Genomic DNA, 17,212 nt, shown 5'->3' on the forward strand with positions numbered 1-17,212 from the left:
TATACGAACGGAGATAAAAGAGCGATGGTAACTTCAGATCAATCCGAAGTTAAAAAACTTACCTGACAACAACGGTGGTAACTTTTGCATGGGTCAGAATATATGTACTGACACTCCCAAGCAGAATTCTGGCACCCAGTCCTTTTCCGGTTGATCCGACAGCGATCAGATCTGCCCCGACTTCTTCCGCGGTTTGTAATATCTCACTTCTCGGATCACCGGTCCGTACAATGATTTCAATATCAACATTCCGGTCATGTGCCAGCTCTTTGATCCGGTTTATGACCTGCTCCTTCTCATCATGCACCAGTTTTTCCCGAATTTCATGGAGAGTTGAAATGCCCTCATACCCGGCAGCTCCATCGATGGCCGCATACTTGGCTGGAGAAATAACATACAGTGCACAGGCCCTTCCTTCCTCTTTTATGTGCTCTAAAACCCAGATAAGAGCATTATATCCTTCAGGAGATCCGTCTACTGCAACAAGCATTGTCCCAGACATAATTGCAAGAGTATTGTTCCGGTTACGTATCAGTATACCGGATTATCTGTTGAGGTCCATGTACCAGTATTGATGGCGATTTTATCTTTTTTCAGTGTCCATTTTATATCCTGTTCGTTCTTTTTTTTAACGATGAGTGAAATATATGTCCATTTACAGATGGTATAACACCATTCAGTTATCATTTCCAGTAACTATAATATGACAGGGACCTGAGTATTCAATTGATCCTTATGGATGTCGGGTTTCTCTCATCTGATCTCTTTACATTTGGATTGATCCCGGTACTCATATTTCTGGCCCGTATATGCGATGTCTCCATCGGTACCATCCGGTATATCATGATTTCACGGGGTTTTAAGTTTATAGCTCCGGTATTTGGATTTTTTGAAGTAACTATCTGGCTGCTTGCCATCGGACAGGTTATGGCTAATATTACCAATCCCATCTGTTATATTGCATATGGTGCGGGATTTGCAGCCGGAACCTACATAGGGATGGAACTCGAAGAACGAATGAAACTGGGCATGGCGATCATTCGTCTGATAACTCCGCTCCCGACCGAAGATTTTATCGCCCGATTACGGCAGTACGGCTATGGAGTGACAAATATTACTGCACAGGGAGCCAATGGTGAGGTTACTATCATCTTCATGGTGGTAAAACGGGCTAAAATTCCTCATCTGGCGATCCTGATTCGTGACTTTAACCCCCATGCATTTTATACTATTGAAGATGTCAGATCAGCAAGTGAAGGAATCTACCCGATAGAGGACAAAAACAATCCATTTTCAATCTTTAAACGACCCTTCTTATTTATTGGTAAGAGAAAATAATCCAGGCTATCTGGCCATCCACATTTTCTGGTTCATCAGTGGCTTATTCTCTAATCCTGGGTTCTGTTCGATAAGTTCCATAATCTCATCGGGGGTAAAATGATACGGGCACGGTAATGTAGGATCTTCACGCTCCCATCGCTGCAGTCTTTCCCCATACAATGCTTCATCATGCAAGGTACAGAATTCTTCCAGGGTATTGAAAAATATGCATTCTTCGCATGAACGAATCTGTCTGACAAGAATCGGCGGTATCATAGAACTGAATACCCTTTTCTGATAATCATCGTATTAAAATTGAATCGGTTCATATATGGGCACTGTTTTTTAAATTTTATGAATGATCACCGGACATCTATTCAAACTCAGGGAAGCCTTTAATAATTTAGAATTTGTTAGGTATAATAGGGGGAGTTCTTCATGTCCGGATCCGATGATTTCTATCAGGTACTCTGTGTTGATGATGAGGAATTCCTGCTTGAACTCTGTAAACTGTTTCTTGAACGGAGCGGCAGCCTTAAGGTCGATACGGCTTTATCTGCTTCTGATGGCCTGGAAAGATTAAAAGAGAAAGAGTACGATGCTATCATCTCTGATTATGAGATGCCAGGGATGAATGGTGTTGAATTCCTCAAAGAGGTCCGGTCTTTTAATGAGAATATTCCTTTTATTGTTTTTACCGGCCGGGGCAGAGAAGAGGTCGTTATCGAAGCACTCAATAACGGAGCAGATTTTTATCTCCAGAAAGGAGGAGATCCAAAAGCTCAGTTTGCTGAGTTGAAATCCAAGGTGGATCATGCGATTAAGCAGAAGCATGCGGAAAAAATCCTTGAGCAGGAACGCCAGCAACTACTCTCCATTTTTGACAGTCTTGATCAGGTTGTGTATGTCAGCGATCCAAAAACCTATGAAATTCTGTATGTGAATAAAAATTTTCAGAATTTTCTCGGTCATGATGTTATTGGCAGGATCTGTTATGAAGAGTTCCAAAACAGGAAAACACCCTGTGAATTTTGCACAAATTCAATCATATTCTCTCAAAAACCTCTTCCTTACTCCTGGGAACATTATAACTCAGTATTTAACCGGTATTATTCAATCGTGGACCGGGTAATCAGATGGCCTGATGGCAGGGATGTCAGGCTTGAGGTGGCTACCGATGTTACTGAGGCCAAACGCGCTCTGGAAGAGTTAAATGCAGCATATGAGGAGATTGCCTCATCAGAGGATGAATTAAAACATCAGTTTCAGGAACTTAATGAGAGTAGGGAACATTTAAAAGAGAGTGAAGAACGGTACCGTTCGGTTATAGAAAATACCCAGGACGTTTTTTACCGGAGTGATGCCCAGGGAAATCTTGTCATGGTAAGCCCGAGTGCTCTTCAGATATTCGGGTATGACTCTCTTGATGAAATCATCGGAAAAAATATTGCCGACATCTTTTATCAGAATTCCGATGAGCGGCAAAAACTGATGGGGATTTTACAAAAAAAAGGTTCAGTATATGATTATGAAATCCCTCTGGTAAAAAAAGATAAAACGCCCATATGGATCTCGACCAATACTCATATATATCATGACAAAAATGGTGCTTTTGCTGGAGTAGAAGGAACTATACGGGATATTACTGATATCAAAAAGACGTCAATTTCTCTCCGGGAGAGCGAGGAGTTATACCGGTTTTTGGTGGAACATATAGAAGACGGAGTTTTTATCGTCCAAGATGACCTGATTGTCTTTTGTAATACGACATTTGCCAATATTATCGGATATTCCCGGGATGAAATACTGGGAACCCTCATGTATGAATACATCTCCCCTGAGGACCGTGATGAACTGATATGGAAATGTCATAATTCAAAGGAATATGATGTAATTCTTGAATCATCTGAATTCCGGTTTTTGCATAAAGATAAAAAAACCAGAATATCTGTAATCATCTCATTACAGATTGGGGAATACAAAGGTCGTCATGCCTGTATCGGTACAATTCATCATGCTGACCGACTTTGTGAACAGGTGGAAAATTCCCTTCGGGAGAGCAGGGCAATGCTCAATGCCATCTTACAGGAGTCACCGATTCCGCAATTTGTGATTGATAAAAATCACAAGGTGGTCTATTGGAATCAGGCTCTCTCAGTCTACAGTGGCATTCCCTCTAATGAGGTTATTGGAACAGATGAGCATTGGCGGGCATTTTATCCTGAGCCACGGCCCTGTATTGCGGATCTGATACTTGACGGCAGAATTGATGAACTCGATGTATGGTACAAAGGCAATGCAAAACAATCAACTCTTGTGAAAGATGCCTGGTCATCAATCGGATTTTTTTCTCATCTTGGTGAGCATGGGATCTGGCTATATTTTACCGGAGCATTACTTCGTGATTCAAACGGTGATATCTGGGGTGCACTTGAAACCCTTGAAGATGTAACCGAACAGAAGATGAACGAAGAAGGGCTTCGCGAAGCGAACAAAAAACTGAACCTTCTTTCCGAGACAACCCGTCATGATATTCTCAATATGCTTACCGTTCTGACCGGGGCAATTGATCTTATCAGGGATGAGATCAGCGATCAGGCTGTTTCATTCTACCTTCAGCCGGTCGATAAAGCATTGGATACCATATACCGCCAGATTCTCTTCACCAGGGATTATCAGAACCTGGGAATCACCTCCCCGGTCTGGCAATCCCTGTCGGCTATCATTGAAGAGACTATTATACGAGTTCTTCCAAAGGAAATTAGATTTATTCAGAATAACACCAATTACGATATCTATGCCGATGCAATGCTCGGAAGGGTGTTCGCAAACCTGGTTGATAACACACTGAGACATGGCGGGACGGTTACTGAAGTCAGGGTTTCCGCCAGGGAAGAGCAAAATCTGCTGTATATCTTCTATGCTGATGATGGAAAAGGGATAGAGGATTCAATTAAGGAACAGATTTTTAACCGGGGGTTTGGGTCTCATACCGGATATGGTCTCTTTCTTGTCAGGGAGATACTCTCAATCACCCATTGTACTATTCAGGAGGTTGGAACCGCAGGAAAGGGAGTCGTTTTCGAGATACATGTCCCTTTCACCAATTTTAGGATACATCAATCCTGAACTCTTTTTTTCAGTATCAGGATGAGTCAAAAAAGATCTCCTGAAGTGATTTCAGATCTTTTATGGAAAGGAGAACCGGGATATTTACTCCAATTGAGTATGAGGGATAGAGGCCGAGCATCTGTCTCCGGTTATATGCGTACAGTCTGCTCTCCAGAAGAAGACTTCCTGCTTTGATTTCTTCCTCTTCTCTCCTCTCTCCGCTGTCTATTCCCTTAAATTTTGTTAATTTGTCAATAAATTCAGAGATCATTGTCAGGGCTACTTTTCTGCTCAGATAACTTTGCAGATACTGCATTATGACAAACTGCGAGAAAAGAAGAATGAGTACACTGAAATCTCTTCCGGAATACGAAAAGGCGATCATATTCACGTATTTTGTCAGGGTAAATGCAGGCATGACCATCGCCACGATCATGAGTATGACGAGGATTGTTGTAATGGTAATAAGGACTGATCCAAGAATGGTAAAGACGATGATCCTTCGATGGCTGCTCATACGGTTTTTCAAACGGAGGTGAGTCCGGTGCAGCATTCTTCCCCTGAAAATGAATATCTCTGCATAGAATATGATTATCCCAAGACACTGCACTAAAAGAAGAATGAGGGTATCTGTTGAAAAATTACTCGTATACGCGATAATGATGGTAAAGATGACGGACAGTCCGTATATGCAAAAAACGCCATACGTGATAGGAATCATACTGAGCAGAAAAAACCGCAGGAAGAGCTGATATCCCACCCGTTTATTAGAAAAAATTCTGAGTTCTTTTGCCCATTGTAAGAATGATGTATCTTTTTTCTTAATTAGGGGCTGTCCTGATAATTTCTGATGCACCATTCTGACGGGGAAAAGAGCAAGTGGCAACATCGGATAAAACAGATAAAAATACAGACTTGCGGCAACCCAGAGAAAGAGGTATGTGGACCGATAATGCCATATGAGTAGGATATTTACGAGTATGACACCAATGAGCACTGCAAACGATTCTCTGCAGATGGTTTCATGGGTTATTATTTGACGCAGGTTTTCAAGCCGGTTTATCTCTTCTGATAGGTTCTGGTCAAGTGAACCTGGATAGAGATCCCCATTCTTGGTGCTGTCTTTTATATCGATCACAACTTCTTGAATAATCAATGTAAAAAGAAATAAATGAATCGAAACAGCCCTTCTCTTTGTAGCTGAAAGTCAATTCACGGACCGGTGATTTTTCATTCCATGACTCACAGATATATGATATATAGGCTCGATCAGGTAATACATGGGTGTGCAGTATGTCAGATATTTATGAATACTTGTCAGCCCTCCATCAGGGCATTTGGGAAGTGGTAATCCCCAAAGAGTTGCTCACAGTCCCGTTGGGTCCTGAATGGAAATTCTCTCCGATAAATGTTCCCTCTCAGGATACCATTGCAAGTTACCGGAATGGTCAGTATCATCTTCATGAGACAAAAACCGAATACCGGGTTCACCTTGACCGGTATGATCCGGAAAAAAATCCTATTCTTCACCTTATCGATGATGCTCCCCTGGTCCTGATGATCCTGGAGACATTAGAGACAATATATATGACCGCCAGGGATGCCAAAAAGAATCCCGGACCCGATTTTATAAAAGATCAACGATTGACATGGAAGTTTCGGATGGTGCTCGGGATTATTCTGCTCTCTATCAGCGGTATTCTTGTCATGATTGCACTCAATCAGGATGAGCGGCTTTTTTCCATGATTCTCCCCTCGATTGTCTTTTTCACTGGTGCCCTGATTCTTGCCCATGGATTATATATGGGTAAGCGAAAAGAGCATTCAAAAAAGGATGTTGTGAATGGATTTTTAATCATGATCGGGGGTATTTTTATGGCACTGCTCTGGGAATTATATCTCTTCATCATTCTGTTCATCCTGGCCATTTGGTTCTTTGGGAGTGCCTATGTATCGTTGAGACGGGTAATAAAAGAAAAAAAGGAGATTCCCCAGGGATTATGGCTTTCTATGGGGATGGGGATTGGTTCCCTGGCATTTGGAGTTCTCACGATCTTTGTCCCTGATATACTTCTGGAGATCCTGGTCGGCATACTGGCTGTGATTGTGGGAATCATTGGTTTTGGATTTCTTCTTGATGGCTATGGCCTTCGAAATGTTGAGCACATCATGAAGGAGCAGACTGAAAAACCAGCAATTACATAAAAAAGTCAGAGTGGTGGCCTCATTGTTGCCATTATTCTGCATGGGGTACAGGTTCCATAGGAAACGGCCCCATACATGGGATTGTCTTCCTTGTCATATATCCTGCTGCTGATATCTTCGCAGCAGATAGTTCCCCAGGTATTACCAGTGGCCATTATATCCACTGTATTCCTGTTTTCAATATCATACTGTGAATTATCCTGGAAGATATTTCCTCCGGTACTTCTTCCTCCTCCACCAATATCAGGCCGTGTGGCACCTCCGGTTGCGATGTAAATACCAACCGGATTTTGTTTAATGGTGTTCCCCTGTATGGCCGGTGTTGAATCCATCCTGACAATGATACCATAATCACCATTTCCATTGAGGGTGTTACCGGTAATCGTTGGGTTTGCAGATCCCTTTGTACTGATTCCGGCACTTCCACAGGAGATCTTGTTATTCTCTATGGAAGGATGAGAGGATGCAGTACAGTCAATACCATTCAGGGTTGAGAAGGTATTCTTTGAGATAGTGGGGTAACTCTCACCATATGCAGTAATACCCCAGTTCAGGTTTCCGGCAAAATTGTTGTCAGAAATTCTCGGGTGAGCGGTTCCCAGTGTCGTTATCCCGGCATGTGCCGTTCCGGAAAATGAGCATTTCTCGATGGTGGGTGATGTACCATCACAAAGGACAGCTGTCCCATCATTCGTCCCGCCCGGACTATTCACAATGGAAAAGCTCAATGAAGAAATAACAGTATTATCTGCCCCGATAATAGATGGATACCTGCCTCCCGGAGAGTCGGGGATATCATATCGTGCTCCTCCTGATATTACCGGATTTGGTGATACCAGAACCATCGATCCGGAAGATGTCACTTTTTTTCTGGTGAGTGTCATTCCGCTTTTTAATCTGATGGGAAAGATTTCACCATTTGCTGCATCATATGTGTTGGCAGATTCAACCATGACAGTATCACCGGATCGTGCCCGGTTTACCGCTGCAGTAATAGTTTTGAAGGGTTTGGTCTCGGCTCCCGTTCCAGTACTATCATTTCCGGTCTTTGAGTTTACATAGTATATCATCCCGGCGGGGTTCTTACTTATACCTTCCGCGAATAGTGTAGGTGTTTTATCCTGATTTAACGGTGCTGCTGTCAGATGCCAGATGAGAAGACACCAGACAATGACCAGAATAACCCATGAACCAAAGGTTTTCATCATGCATAACTCCTGAAGGGGAGTAGACTCATGAAAAGAAAAAAGTTTGGTATGTGATATAAAAAAGGATATTTTATTAAGAAAACCGATAAGAACCCTGGGGGACCAGTATTTCAAATCTTGCCCCCTCCCCATACTTCCCCGTCTCCCGTATTGACAGACCGGTTATCGAGAGAATCTCCTTGATCAGAAAAAGCCCGAAACCGGTATTTTTTCCATAACCTCGTTCAAAAATATTTTCCTTTTCAGAATCCGGAATACCTATTCCGTCATCCTCATAGAGAATTATCAGATCCTGTCCCTCCTGTCTTTTAGACAAAAGTATCTGGCTGACTTTTTCTCCATGCATCAGACTGTTCTGAATCAGATTTTCAAAGACCATACCCAGCATCTGATCTGCAAAAACTTCAAGACCTTTTAATTCATTGACTACCTTCATTCCATCAGCATTTAAAGCATCAACCAGATGGGAAATATTCTGCCATTGCGGGCTTTCGGCTCCAATATTCTGATAGGTACTGGTGAACAGAATTTTTCGTTCAATATCTCCGGTTATAGAGCCAATCCGGCCGATTAACTCTTTTTCACTCTCGGTGTCAATTTCTTCTGCCAGGAGGTAAAGAAATCCTTTCAGGGCAGTCAAACTGTTTTTCACATCATGACGGGTGATGCTGGTAAGCAGGGAGAGTTTTTTATTAACCATGGTAAGAGCCTGGGATATTCGTCTCTGTTCTCCGATGTCAAGGAAAGAAACTACCGATCCATATCCTTTCAGCCTGAGTAAGGATGCCGTTGCCATTATCCATGCTATCTCTCCGTTTGGGTTTTGTATACCGATTTCAATTCCTGCAATATTTTCTCCTTGTTTGAGAAGTTCTAGTAAAGGGTAGGTTTGTGATGAGCTGACTATGGTGCCGTCATTTTTAAATATTGTCCATTCTGGTCTAGAGATGCCTTTATCAATGAGTTCTTCACGGCTGACATGCAGAATCCGTGCTGCATGCTGGTTCACTTCAATGATTGCACCATTCTCATCCGTCACGATAATGCCGGTTGGAACACTGGAGAACAGCGTCTCATACTTCTGCATTGCTTCACAGACGATCTCTTCACTGGTTTTACGTTCGGTAATATCAGTAACAATCCCCTGCAACGCAGTAATGGTGCCTGATTTATCTGTTATCGGGGAATTTCTCTGGGATACCCATTTCAGTTCTCCTGATTTGGTGATAATCTGAAATTCATACGTCTCCGGAATAATCCCATTGAGCAGGTCTTTATATGCCTTCTCAAAGTATTCAAGGCTGTGCGGGGCTATACATCTTCGAAGTAAATCTGGGTTTCTATAAAATTCCTCCTGGGTATACCCCGTAATCTCCAGAACTGAGGGACTAATATATTCATATTTCCATTCAGGGAGGCGGAGCATGAAGATAAGATCTCTTGATTTCTCTGCAAGAAGTCGGTATTTCTCTTCACTATCAAGAAGAGCCGATTCCATCCGTTTTCTGTCGGTAATATCGATATGAGATCCGACCATCCGGCAGGGATTGCCTTCATTATCCCATGCAACAACCTTTCCTCTTCCATGGATGTACCGGTAGTCACCATTTTTTGTCCTGATGCGAAACTCGATATCAAACCCTTTGTCCTTTCTGGTAAGGCTCTCCTGTATCTCCTTTTCAGCACGAATCACATCATCAGGATGAAGAAGTGACCGCCAGTTCTCATAATTACCCTCAAATTCTCCAGGCTCATATCCGATCATCCGGTAGTACCAGTCACTAAAAAAAGCCTCGTTGGTCTTGAGATTCCAATCCCAGATTCCATCACTGGTCGCTTCCATGACCAATCTGTACCGTTCCTCACTCTCCCGTATTTGTTCAGACTGCAGGGCAAGTTGTTCAATCGTCCTTCGAAGCTCCTCTTCAGACGCAGCAAGCTCTTCATTTAATGATGTTAGTTCCTCATTTTTCTTTTCAAGTTCAAATGCTGCATGTGCGTGCTGAACAGCCCGGTTCACCATATTGATTAGTTCAATAAAAAGAGCAGCAGGATTCCCGTCTTTTTGCAGATAGAATGACGCCCCGGAATTCAGCGCTTCGATTGCGACATCCTCCCTCCCCCTTCCGGTGAATATTATAAAAGGAATGATTGCGTTCTTCTCACGAATCTTTTTTAAAAATTCAATTCCGTTCATTCCTGGCATTTCATAATCAGAAATGATCACATCAAATATTTGCTCCTGCATGGTCTCCAATGCAGCTTTCGCAGATATCGCCGTAGTAATCTGAATCATGCCGGAATGTTCAAGAAACATCTTTCCAATTTCAAGAAAGGATGGATCATCATCGACATAGAGCGCTGAGATCATAACGTATCCTGGATATATGGGAATTATACCCTTGAGCATTTAAGACTGACCTTTAATCCAGATCATATCTGGATATTCAGATATAGGCCTGACACTAACATTTTAACTGCATGCCAGGTCAGATCGTTCTTATTCATGCAGTTCCCGGCACCGGTCTAAGTGAGACGGTCAATACTTATATATCCCATATCAAAGAGGATCCCTTTGGCTCGTGGTTGATTCTTCCGACACACAGACTAATCAGGATGGTTCGGGACCAGCTGATCAAGTCCGGAATCACCTTTCTTCCTGACCACATCTGCACTCCTGATGACCTGTGCAGATATCTTATCGACCGGTATGGAGATGGAACGGTTCTCATAAAGCCGGAGACATCACGTCTTCTTCTTGTAGATCTGTTAAAAAAACACCAGGATGAACTCACCCTCTTTTTTGCCCAGAAAAATCCATCGCCCCGTGCAGTCCAGGACCTTCAGATCCTCATGCAGGTCATCATCCGGAGAGAGATAGACTATCCTGCCTGCCTGGGGCCTCTGCAATCTGAAAAAAGTCATCAGATATCTCTTCTAATATCCGCATATCAACACATACTCAGTGAAAACAATCTCGTAGATCAGGATACCCTGCTCTCATGGACGATAGATTTTCTTAAGAAAAGAGATCCTACGGATATCAGGTCAATCATCCGTCATGTCCATATATTCGGACTTTTTGAACCTATGCCCCTTGAAAAAAGATTGATATGCACATTGGGAGAAGTAGGCGAAACCCTGCATTATACGCTTCCCGATGGGAAAGATCCGGATATTTTTTCAGACACGGGTGACTGGCTCTCCTATGGGAGTGAGGAGGTCATACCATCAACCGGGATGGAGCAGCAAATGACGACCATCTTCTGTCATGATCCATCCGGAAATGATGACTACCTGAACTTTCCCCATATATCTGGAATGGGGTTTTCAGATCCGGCGACGGAGATGAGAGAGGTGATACGGGAAATCGTGCGGTTGCATGAAATTGGAGTTTCTTATGAGGATATCGCAATTGCCACTCCTGATTTCAGGTCTACCCGTGTCTATGCGTTGGAAGCATGTACTGATTCTGGTATACCTGTCCGACCATCACAAGGCTCTCTTCTGCAATCCTCTCCACTTATCGCATATTATCTCTCCATTTTTGATCTCATAGAAAAAGGGATGCGATATGATGAGTTGGTACGAGTCATACAAAGTCCGTATTGCAGGTTCCGATGGGAGCCAGAAGAAGACGCGGATCAAAAATCAGGCGACCAGAAGAAGAGCGGAAAGAGAGATTCCCGATATAAATATCTTTCTTATAAAAATTTTGATCTCCTCTGTCGGACATATGGGTTGGATGGGGGTCATATCGACTGGGAAAAACGGCTCCCTGATGTTCTTTTATTCTCTGATGATGAGGGTGATGAACAGCCATTACCAGATGGGCAAGGCTTTGTTCAGAGTAAAAAACCAGTCTCACGGACATACCACCCCCGGCGCCCACTTGAAAAACAGGAGATTGCAGATACAATAGAGGGTATTATCAGGCTGGTAGGAATTATCAAGAGACTTCGTGACAAACGAACTATTCGTGAGCATATCTGGCACTTTAAAACAATATTAAAAGAGATCGGCTCACCGGTTCCCGGCCTGGCACATGCCAATTCCCTGAATGCCTGGCTGACGGATGAGGAATACCTGGACCTGTCCTCTTTTCACACACTGCTCAGTGAGTTACAGGATCTCTCAGGGACCGGTGTTATCTCTTACCTGAATCCGGCTGTACCGGTGACATTTATTGATTTCATTGGTGCCGTTCGTCATGTTCTGCAGGAAAAGTCAGGCAATGTATCTCCCGATGCTTCAGGAGTCATTCTTACAGGAATTCGTGAAATCGCTCATCAGCACTATCCTTATGTTTTTTTGGTCTCACTCAATGAAGGCCATATTCCCCGGCTTACAACACGACTCCCATTCACAAACTCCAGTGAGAACAGCCGGATGGATACAAGAACCCTCTCTGATATTCTCAGACAGGAAAAATACCAGTTTATTACTGCACTCGCAGCCGGAACGACCCATCTCTACCTGAGCTGGTATGAACACAAGGATGAACGGACCGTCTTGTCATCGGTCTTCATCGATTATCTCAAATCATCTACGCTTCTCCCTGAATGGGGACGTGGTTCAGATGAGGGTGGTTATTCCGGGTTTCCTGGAGATATGGAGGCATCCTACTCTGCAGGAGTCTGTATCCATAACTCTGAATGGGAGAGATCACGCTCATATATTCCGGAAGATGTTCTGTTGTCCTCATTGGTACAGAGGATATCAATTGAACGAACATACCGGTTCAGATTAAACCGTTCAGAGTATGATGGAATCATTGGAGATGATCAGATTATCAGGTCGGCTCTCCACTTTCAATTCAGTCCGGCATACTCATGGTCTGCGTCGATGCTTGAGACCTATGCGAAATGTCCGTTCAGGTTTTATCTTGAACGGGTTCTTCATATCCGGCCTCTTCCTGATATTGGAAGTGACATCCCCCCTGAGACAAAGGGGAATCTTATTCATGTCATTATGAGCCGTTTCAAACGGACTATGCATGAAAACCGCCTTCTCCCGATCAAAGAGGCCGGGTTTGATACTGCACTCTCCCTCATCAGGGATATTGCAGAGGAAGAGTGTGATAAAGTTCCTTATACGACTCCGCTCTGGATAGCAAAGAAAAGGCAGATTATGGGGGGAGAAGATATCGGTGGCGGCATTCTGGAGCGGTTCATAATGACTGAAATTGACCGCCTGAGTCCTGATGAAGATGGGAGGGTTCCTCATCAGTTCACCCCCCGGTTTTTTGAATACTCATTCGGAGCAGTGAGAGGTCCTGATGATGATCCTGATTCCAGGACTGAACCGGTTGATCTTCTGGCAATTCAGAGGGAGTTGAAAAAATCTCAAAACCCCGGTCAGAATGATAGGGATACGAGCGAGTCTGAAAATTCCATTCGGTTTATTGGAAAGATTGATCGGATTGATCTGACTCCTGACGGGCTTTTTGGTATCATAGACTATAAAACCGGGAAGAACATTCCTGGATCATCAGACCTTACCCGTATGACTGCATTACAGCTTCCCCTCTATCTTCTGGCATATCAGCACATATCTTCCAATAAACCGGTTTTTGGCTCCTATATACAACTTCAACGCAAAATCCTTCATTCAATACCTCTCTATGATCCCACGTTAAAACAGACCCTTCCCAAAGGAAAATTGCCCAGATCAGAACCGCAGTGGCAGGAAATTCTTGAAAATGCACTGCATAGTTCCATCTCTCATGTTCATGATATAAGGAATGGATTGTTCCCGATTCAGGCCACAACCGAATGCAATGCAGACTGGTACTGTCCGTATAAAACCATATGCAGGTTCCAGCCAGACAGGGGTTCACAGCTGGGAGAATGGTACCGGTATCCCTCTGTATCTGATGTATGTTTAGAGGAGGCTGAGGCATAATGGCAGCAACCCCCCGTCAACTTGAGGCAATCTCACGGCATGATGTCAGCATGGTGGTTACTGCCGGAGCAGGAACCGGTAAGACCTTTGTCCTGGTAGAAAAGTATCTGAACCTGGTTCAGGACCAGGGATATCGCATCAGGGATGTTCTTGCTCTTACCTTCACCGATAAGGCTGCGGCAGAGATGAAGGAGCGGGTCAGAAAGACCATTGCAGAACGACTCAAAGATGATCCTGACAATCAGGTCTGGAAGGATGCACACGAAGAGCTTGTCATTGCACCGGTTATGACATTTCATTCCTTCTGTGCTCAGATTCTCCGGGAATTTGCCATTGAAGCAGGGCTTGACCCGGGTTTTGTGATCCTTGATGAGGGGCAGGCACTGGCTGTAGAACGGGAAGCATTTGAAACCCTCATTAGAAAACCTCCGGAAGAGATACAGGAATCACTTATCCGGCTTCTCGCACAGATTGAAAAATTCCAGGTCAATCAGATCATGACAACGCTCGCTAAAAATACCGACGCATTTTTACAGTTTGCAGAGGACCTGGCAGGAGATCCGGATGGAATCATCAATGCATGGGAGATTTTTTTAGAACAGGTCAGAACCCCGGTTATAAATCAGTTTTTCGCTGACACGGATATTAGAGATGCAATTTCAGATTTCATCAGATTTGAAGAGGTATATAGAAACAAGGATGATCGTGCAGTCCGGTATTTACAGCAGGTCTGTCCTTATCTGTATGATCTCACTCCTGATGCCCCACCTGAAACGTTGCATAAAGCAGCGGAAGAATTTCTAAAAATTCGTCCGACCGGTAAACTGGGGTCACAAAAAATATGGGACAATGATGACTTAATCCGGTTTCGTGAAGCGAAAACCTGCCTTATCGAAAACCTTGAAAAAGCAGTTCCATTTTTCTCCCTGTATATCGATAAAGATTCACGATTTACTGCATCAACCATCACGTTCTTTAGGGATCTGGCTCTCGTGGCAGGATATTACTTCGACCTTTTACACATGCTGAAAAGGCAGGCAAACGGAGTTGATTTCAATGATCTCATCCAGTTGACCCGGGAATTTCTGCAATCCCATCAGGATATCGTTGCACGGCATATCAGACCACGGTATCAGTATATTCTGGTTGATGAATTCCAGGACACCGACCCTGCTCAATTTGAAATAATTACTGCTATTATTGGTGAATTACAACCAGGAACGCGAAGCCTCTTCATCGTCGGTGATCCCAAGCAGTCGATTTACCTGTTCCGGAATGCGGATGTGACACGGTTTAAAGAAGCTCAGACCCGTATTCTTTCCGATTGCAAGGGAAATCTCATCAATCTGGATACGAGTTTTCGAAGTTGCCGGGAGGTTATCGGATGTGTCAATTATCTCTTCTCCCGAATCTTTGCATCAACCGAAAAGCCCTGGGAGTTTGGATATGAACCAATTCAGGTCTGCGATGACCGAAAAGCATCACCGGGTTCGATTACCGTTCTGCTTCCTGGAAAGGCACCAAAAGGGAGTGAACGATCAGAAACAAAGGAGATAGAAGCAGGAATGGTGGCAGATCTTGTTCATCAGATCGTCTCATGCGGTTCATTTCAAATTACCGACCGGGACGGGGTAATGCGACCGGCCGGATATGGAGATATCGCAATTCTTATTGAGCGACGGACTCATCTTACCCGGTATACGACCGCTCTTTCCAGAAAAGAGACACCTTTTTATGTCCATGGGGGGATTGGATTCTACTCCCGGCAGGAGATCTATGATATCTATAATATTCTCTCGTTCCTCTTACGGCCCTATGATAGTGCTGCACTTTTCGGTGTCCTTCGGTCCCCTTATTTCAGCTTCTCTGATCCGCTGATCTATCATATCCTTAACGTTCCTGGAGCGAAACGAAGATGGAGCCTGTATGAGAAGTTAAGAGCCTGTGCTGAACGATTCTGTACCCGCCCCTCTGAAATAGAACCATCAGCGGAGATCCTTTCCTGCTCACCTGCTGACCAGGAGCTCATTCTCCGTGCAGCCCGGTTGCTTGAATCATGGAGAAACCTGGCCGGGAGAGAGCCGGTGGTGCCTTTGGTAAACCGCATTATACGAGAATCCGGCATTCTTACTATCTATGGTGCATTAGAGCAGGGTGAACAACAGGCTGCAAATCTGACAAAACTTCTTGGAATCATCCGGGGGAGAACAGAGGGAGGATACTATAGTTTATTTGATCTGGTACAGGACATGATGATCTCTATCGCCGATGAGGAACGGGAAGGGGAGGCTGCACTTGATACCCTCTCGAAGACATCGGTGAATATTATGACCGTGCATGCCGCGAAGGGTCTTGAATTCCCTGTCGTCATACTTCCTGACATGGGTTCATCACGAGAAGGAAAACTGGGCCCCATACTTTCCGGTGATCATCCTCATCTCTATGGGGTCAGGATTCCGGATCCTGATCAGGATTTTGATATCAAAGAAACTCCGGTCTATACTGCATTGTCGCTTATTCAGAAAGAAAAGGAATCGGCTGAGCGAAAACGACTCTTCTATGTCGGAGCCACGAGAGCCAGGGATCATCTTGTTCTCTGTGGGAAACAACCTGATAAATTCTATGAATCGGTTGATAAGAGTAATAACAGGATTGACTGGGTGTGCACGCTCTTTGGGATAACAAAGGACATTGCAGAAGAAGGGGGCGTTATTAGCATTGATCCGGAAGATGGCGGAAAACCTATAGATATTACCATCCTGACCGATCCTGATCAACTGACCCGGATGTGGGCACAGGAAGCACTTCCTCCTCTTACCCTTCCAGATGAGTATGCCAAGTTGTCCGGAACCAGAAAACGTGGTCTTTACTCGGATATGCCTGATGAAAAAGCCACGATCAGACCTGTTCCGGTGACCGATATAGGACTATTGGGAAAAGCGACCGGGCATGAAGAGACTATTCATCAGGTCACGATTCCTGGTGGCTCTCATCTCCTGCCTGATGAGATTGGAACCCTGCTTCATCATATCTTTTCAGGAAAGGATACAAAATCAGTACTTGTCTCGTATGGTATCACAAGTCCTGAAGCAGAGTCCTTTTGTAATACCTTATATCAGCGGTTTTGCAGCACTCCCCTCATTCGCGATGCAGTTCGTTCATTCCAGGAAGTCTCCTTTATAACCTATTCAGGGAATTTTCCGGTTACCGGACGTATTGACCGGCTGATTCAGGACAGCAGAAATGAATGGGCTGTTATTGATTATAAATCTGGAGACAAGACCGGTGCAGAACTGCAACTGAATGTATACCGGATCGCAGCAGAGGTACTCACCGGCCAGCCGGTCAGAATGTTCCTTTATTCTATGAAAACCGGAGAGTTTACAGAGCCCCGCTTTCTTTCTGATGAAGAGATACATGTAGCTCTCAAAAGATATCTGGGAAAATAACCCCTTTCTCCAGAT

At 44.0% G+C, this 17,212-nt stretch carries 10 protein-coding genes; 5 read left to right on the plus strand and 5 right to left on the minus strand.

The genetic code is table 11. From position 1 onward, the window contains the following. Positions 1-58: 58 nt before the first annotated feature. Positions 59-502 carry a universal stress protein gene (locus MHUN_RS02835; RefSeq protein WP_011447589.1) on the minus strand — a complete coding sequence of 148 codons (444 nt, stop codon included), beginning with the start codon at positions 500-502 and terminating at the stop codon, positions 59-61. Between the two features lie 233 nt (positions 503-735). On the opposite strand from MHUN_RS02835, the gene MHUN_RS02840 reads away from it, so the two are divergent. Next, positions 736-1,338, plus strand: a complete 603-nt coding sequence (locus tag MHUN_RS02840; RefSeq protein ID WP_011447590.1) for a DUF2179 domain-containing protein — start codon at positions 736-738, stop codon at positions 1,336-1,338. 6 nt (positions 1,339-1,344) lie between these two features. Here the strand turns inward: MHUN_RS02840 and MHUN_RS02845 are convergent, their stop codons facing one another. Further along, positions 1,345-1,596, minus strand: a complete 252-nt coding sequence (locus MHUN_RS02845; protein WP_011447591.1) for a hypothetical protein — start codon at positions 1,594-1,596, stop codon at positions 1,345-1,347. 162 nt (positions 1,597-1,758) lie between these two features. On the opposite strand from MHUN_RS02845, the gene MHUN_RS17140 reads away from it, so the two are divergent. Beyond that, positions 1,759-4,449 carry a PAS domain S-box protein gene (locus MHUN_RS17140; RefSeq protein ID WP_011447592.1) on the plus strand — a complete coding sequence of 897 codons (2,691 nt, stop codon included), beginning with the start codon at positions 1,759-1,761 and terminating at the stop codon, positions 4,447-4,449. A gap of 16 nt (positions 4,450-4,465) precedes the next feature. Here the strand turns inward: MHUN_RS17140 and MHUN_RS02855 are convergent, their stop codons facing one another. Further along, a complete protein-coding gene (locus MHUN_RS02855) occupies positions 4,466-5,569 on the minus strand; it encodes a hypothetical protein (RefSeq protein ID WP_011447593.1) in 1,104 nt (367 codons plus the stop codon). Between the two features lie 155 nt (positions 5,570-5,724). Here MHUN_RS02855 and MHUN_RS02860 point away from each other — a divergent pair, with 155 nt between their 5' ends. Then, positions 5,725-6,636, plus strand: a complete 912-nt coding sequence (locus tag MHUN_RS02860) for an HdeD family acid-resistance protein (RefSeq protein WP_011447594.1) — start codon at positions 5,725-5,727, stop codon at positions 6,634-6,636. 5 nt (positions 6,637-6,641) lie between these two features. Here the strand turns inward: MHUN_RS02860 and MHUN_RS02865 are convergent, their stop codons facing one another. Both MHUN_RS02865 and MHUN_RS17145 read right to left on the minus strand, forming a co-directional pair. After that, on the minus strand, positions 6,642-7,844 hold the full coding sequence (locus MHUN_RS02865; RefSeq protein WP_011447595.1) for a DUF1565 domain-containing protein: 1,203 nt from the start codon (positions 7,842-7,844) through the stop codon (positions 6,642-6,644). 73 nt (positions 7,845-7,917) lie between these two features. Then, a complete protein-coding gene (locus tag MHUN_RS17145) occupies positions 7,918-10,215 on the minus strand; it encodes a PAS domain-containing protein (RefSeq protein ID WP_011447596.1) in 2,298 nt (765 codons plus the stop codon). A 110-nt stretch (positions 10,216-10,325) separates the two neighbouring features. Between MHUN_RS17145 and MHUN_RS02875 the strand changes: the two genes are divergently transcribed. Next, positions 10,326-13,748 (plus strand): PD-(D/E)XK nuclease family protein, encoded by a 3,423-nt coding sequence (locus tag MHUN_RS02875; RefSeq protein WP_011447597.1) that lies wholly within the window; start codon positions 10,326-10,328, stop codon positions 13,746-13,748. After that, complete coding sequence (locus tag MHUN_RS02880) at positions 13,748-17,197, plus strand: UvrD-helicase domain-containing protein (protein WP_011447598.1); 3,450 nt, start codon at positions 13,748-13,750, stop codon at positions 17,195-17,197. The genes MHUN_RS02875 and MHUN_RS02880 overlap by 1 nt, the downstream gene beginning before the upstream one ends. The last annotated feature ends 15 nt before the right edge of the window (positions 17,198-17,212 follow it).

Source organism: Methanospirillum hungatei JF-1 (assembly GCF_000013445.1).
Taxonomy (GTDB): Archaea; Halobacteriota; Methanomicrobia; order Methanomicrobiales; family Methanospirillaceae; genus Methanospirillum; species Methanospirillum hungatei.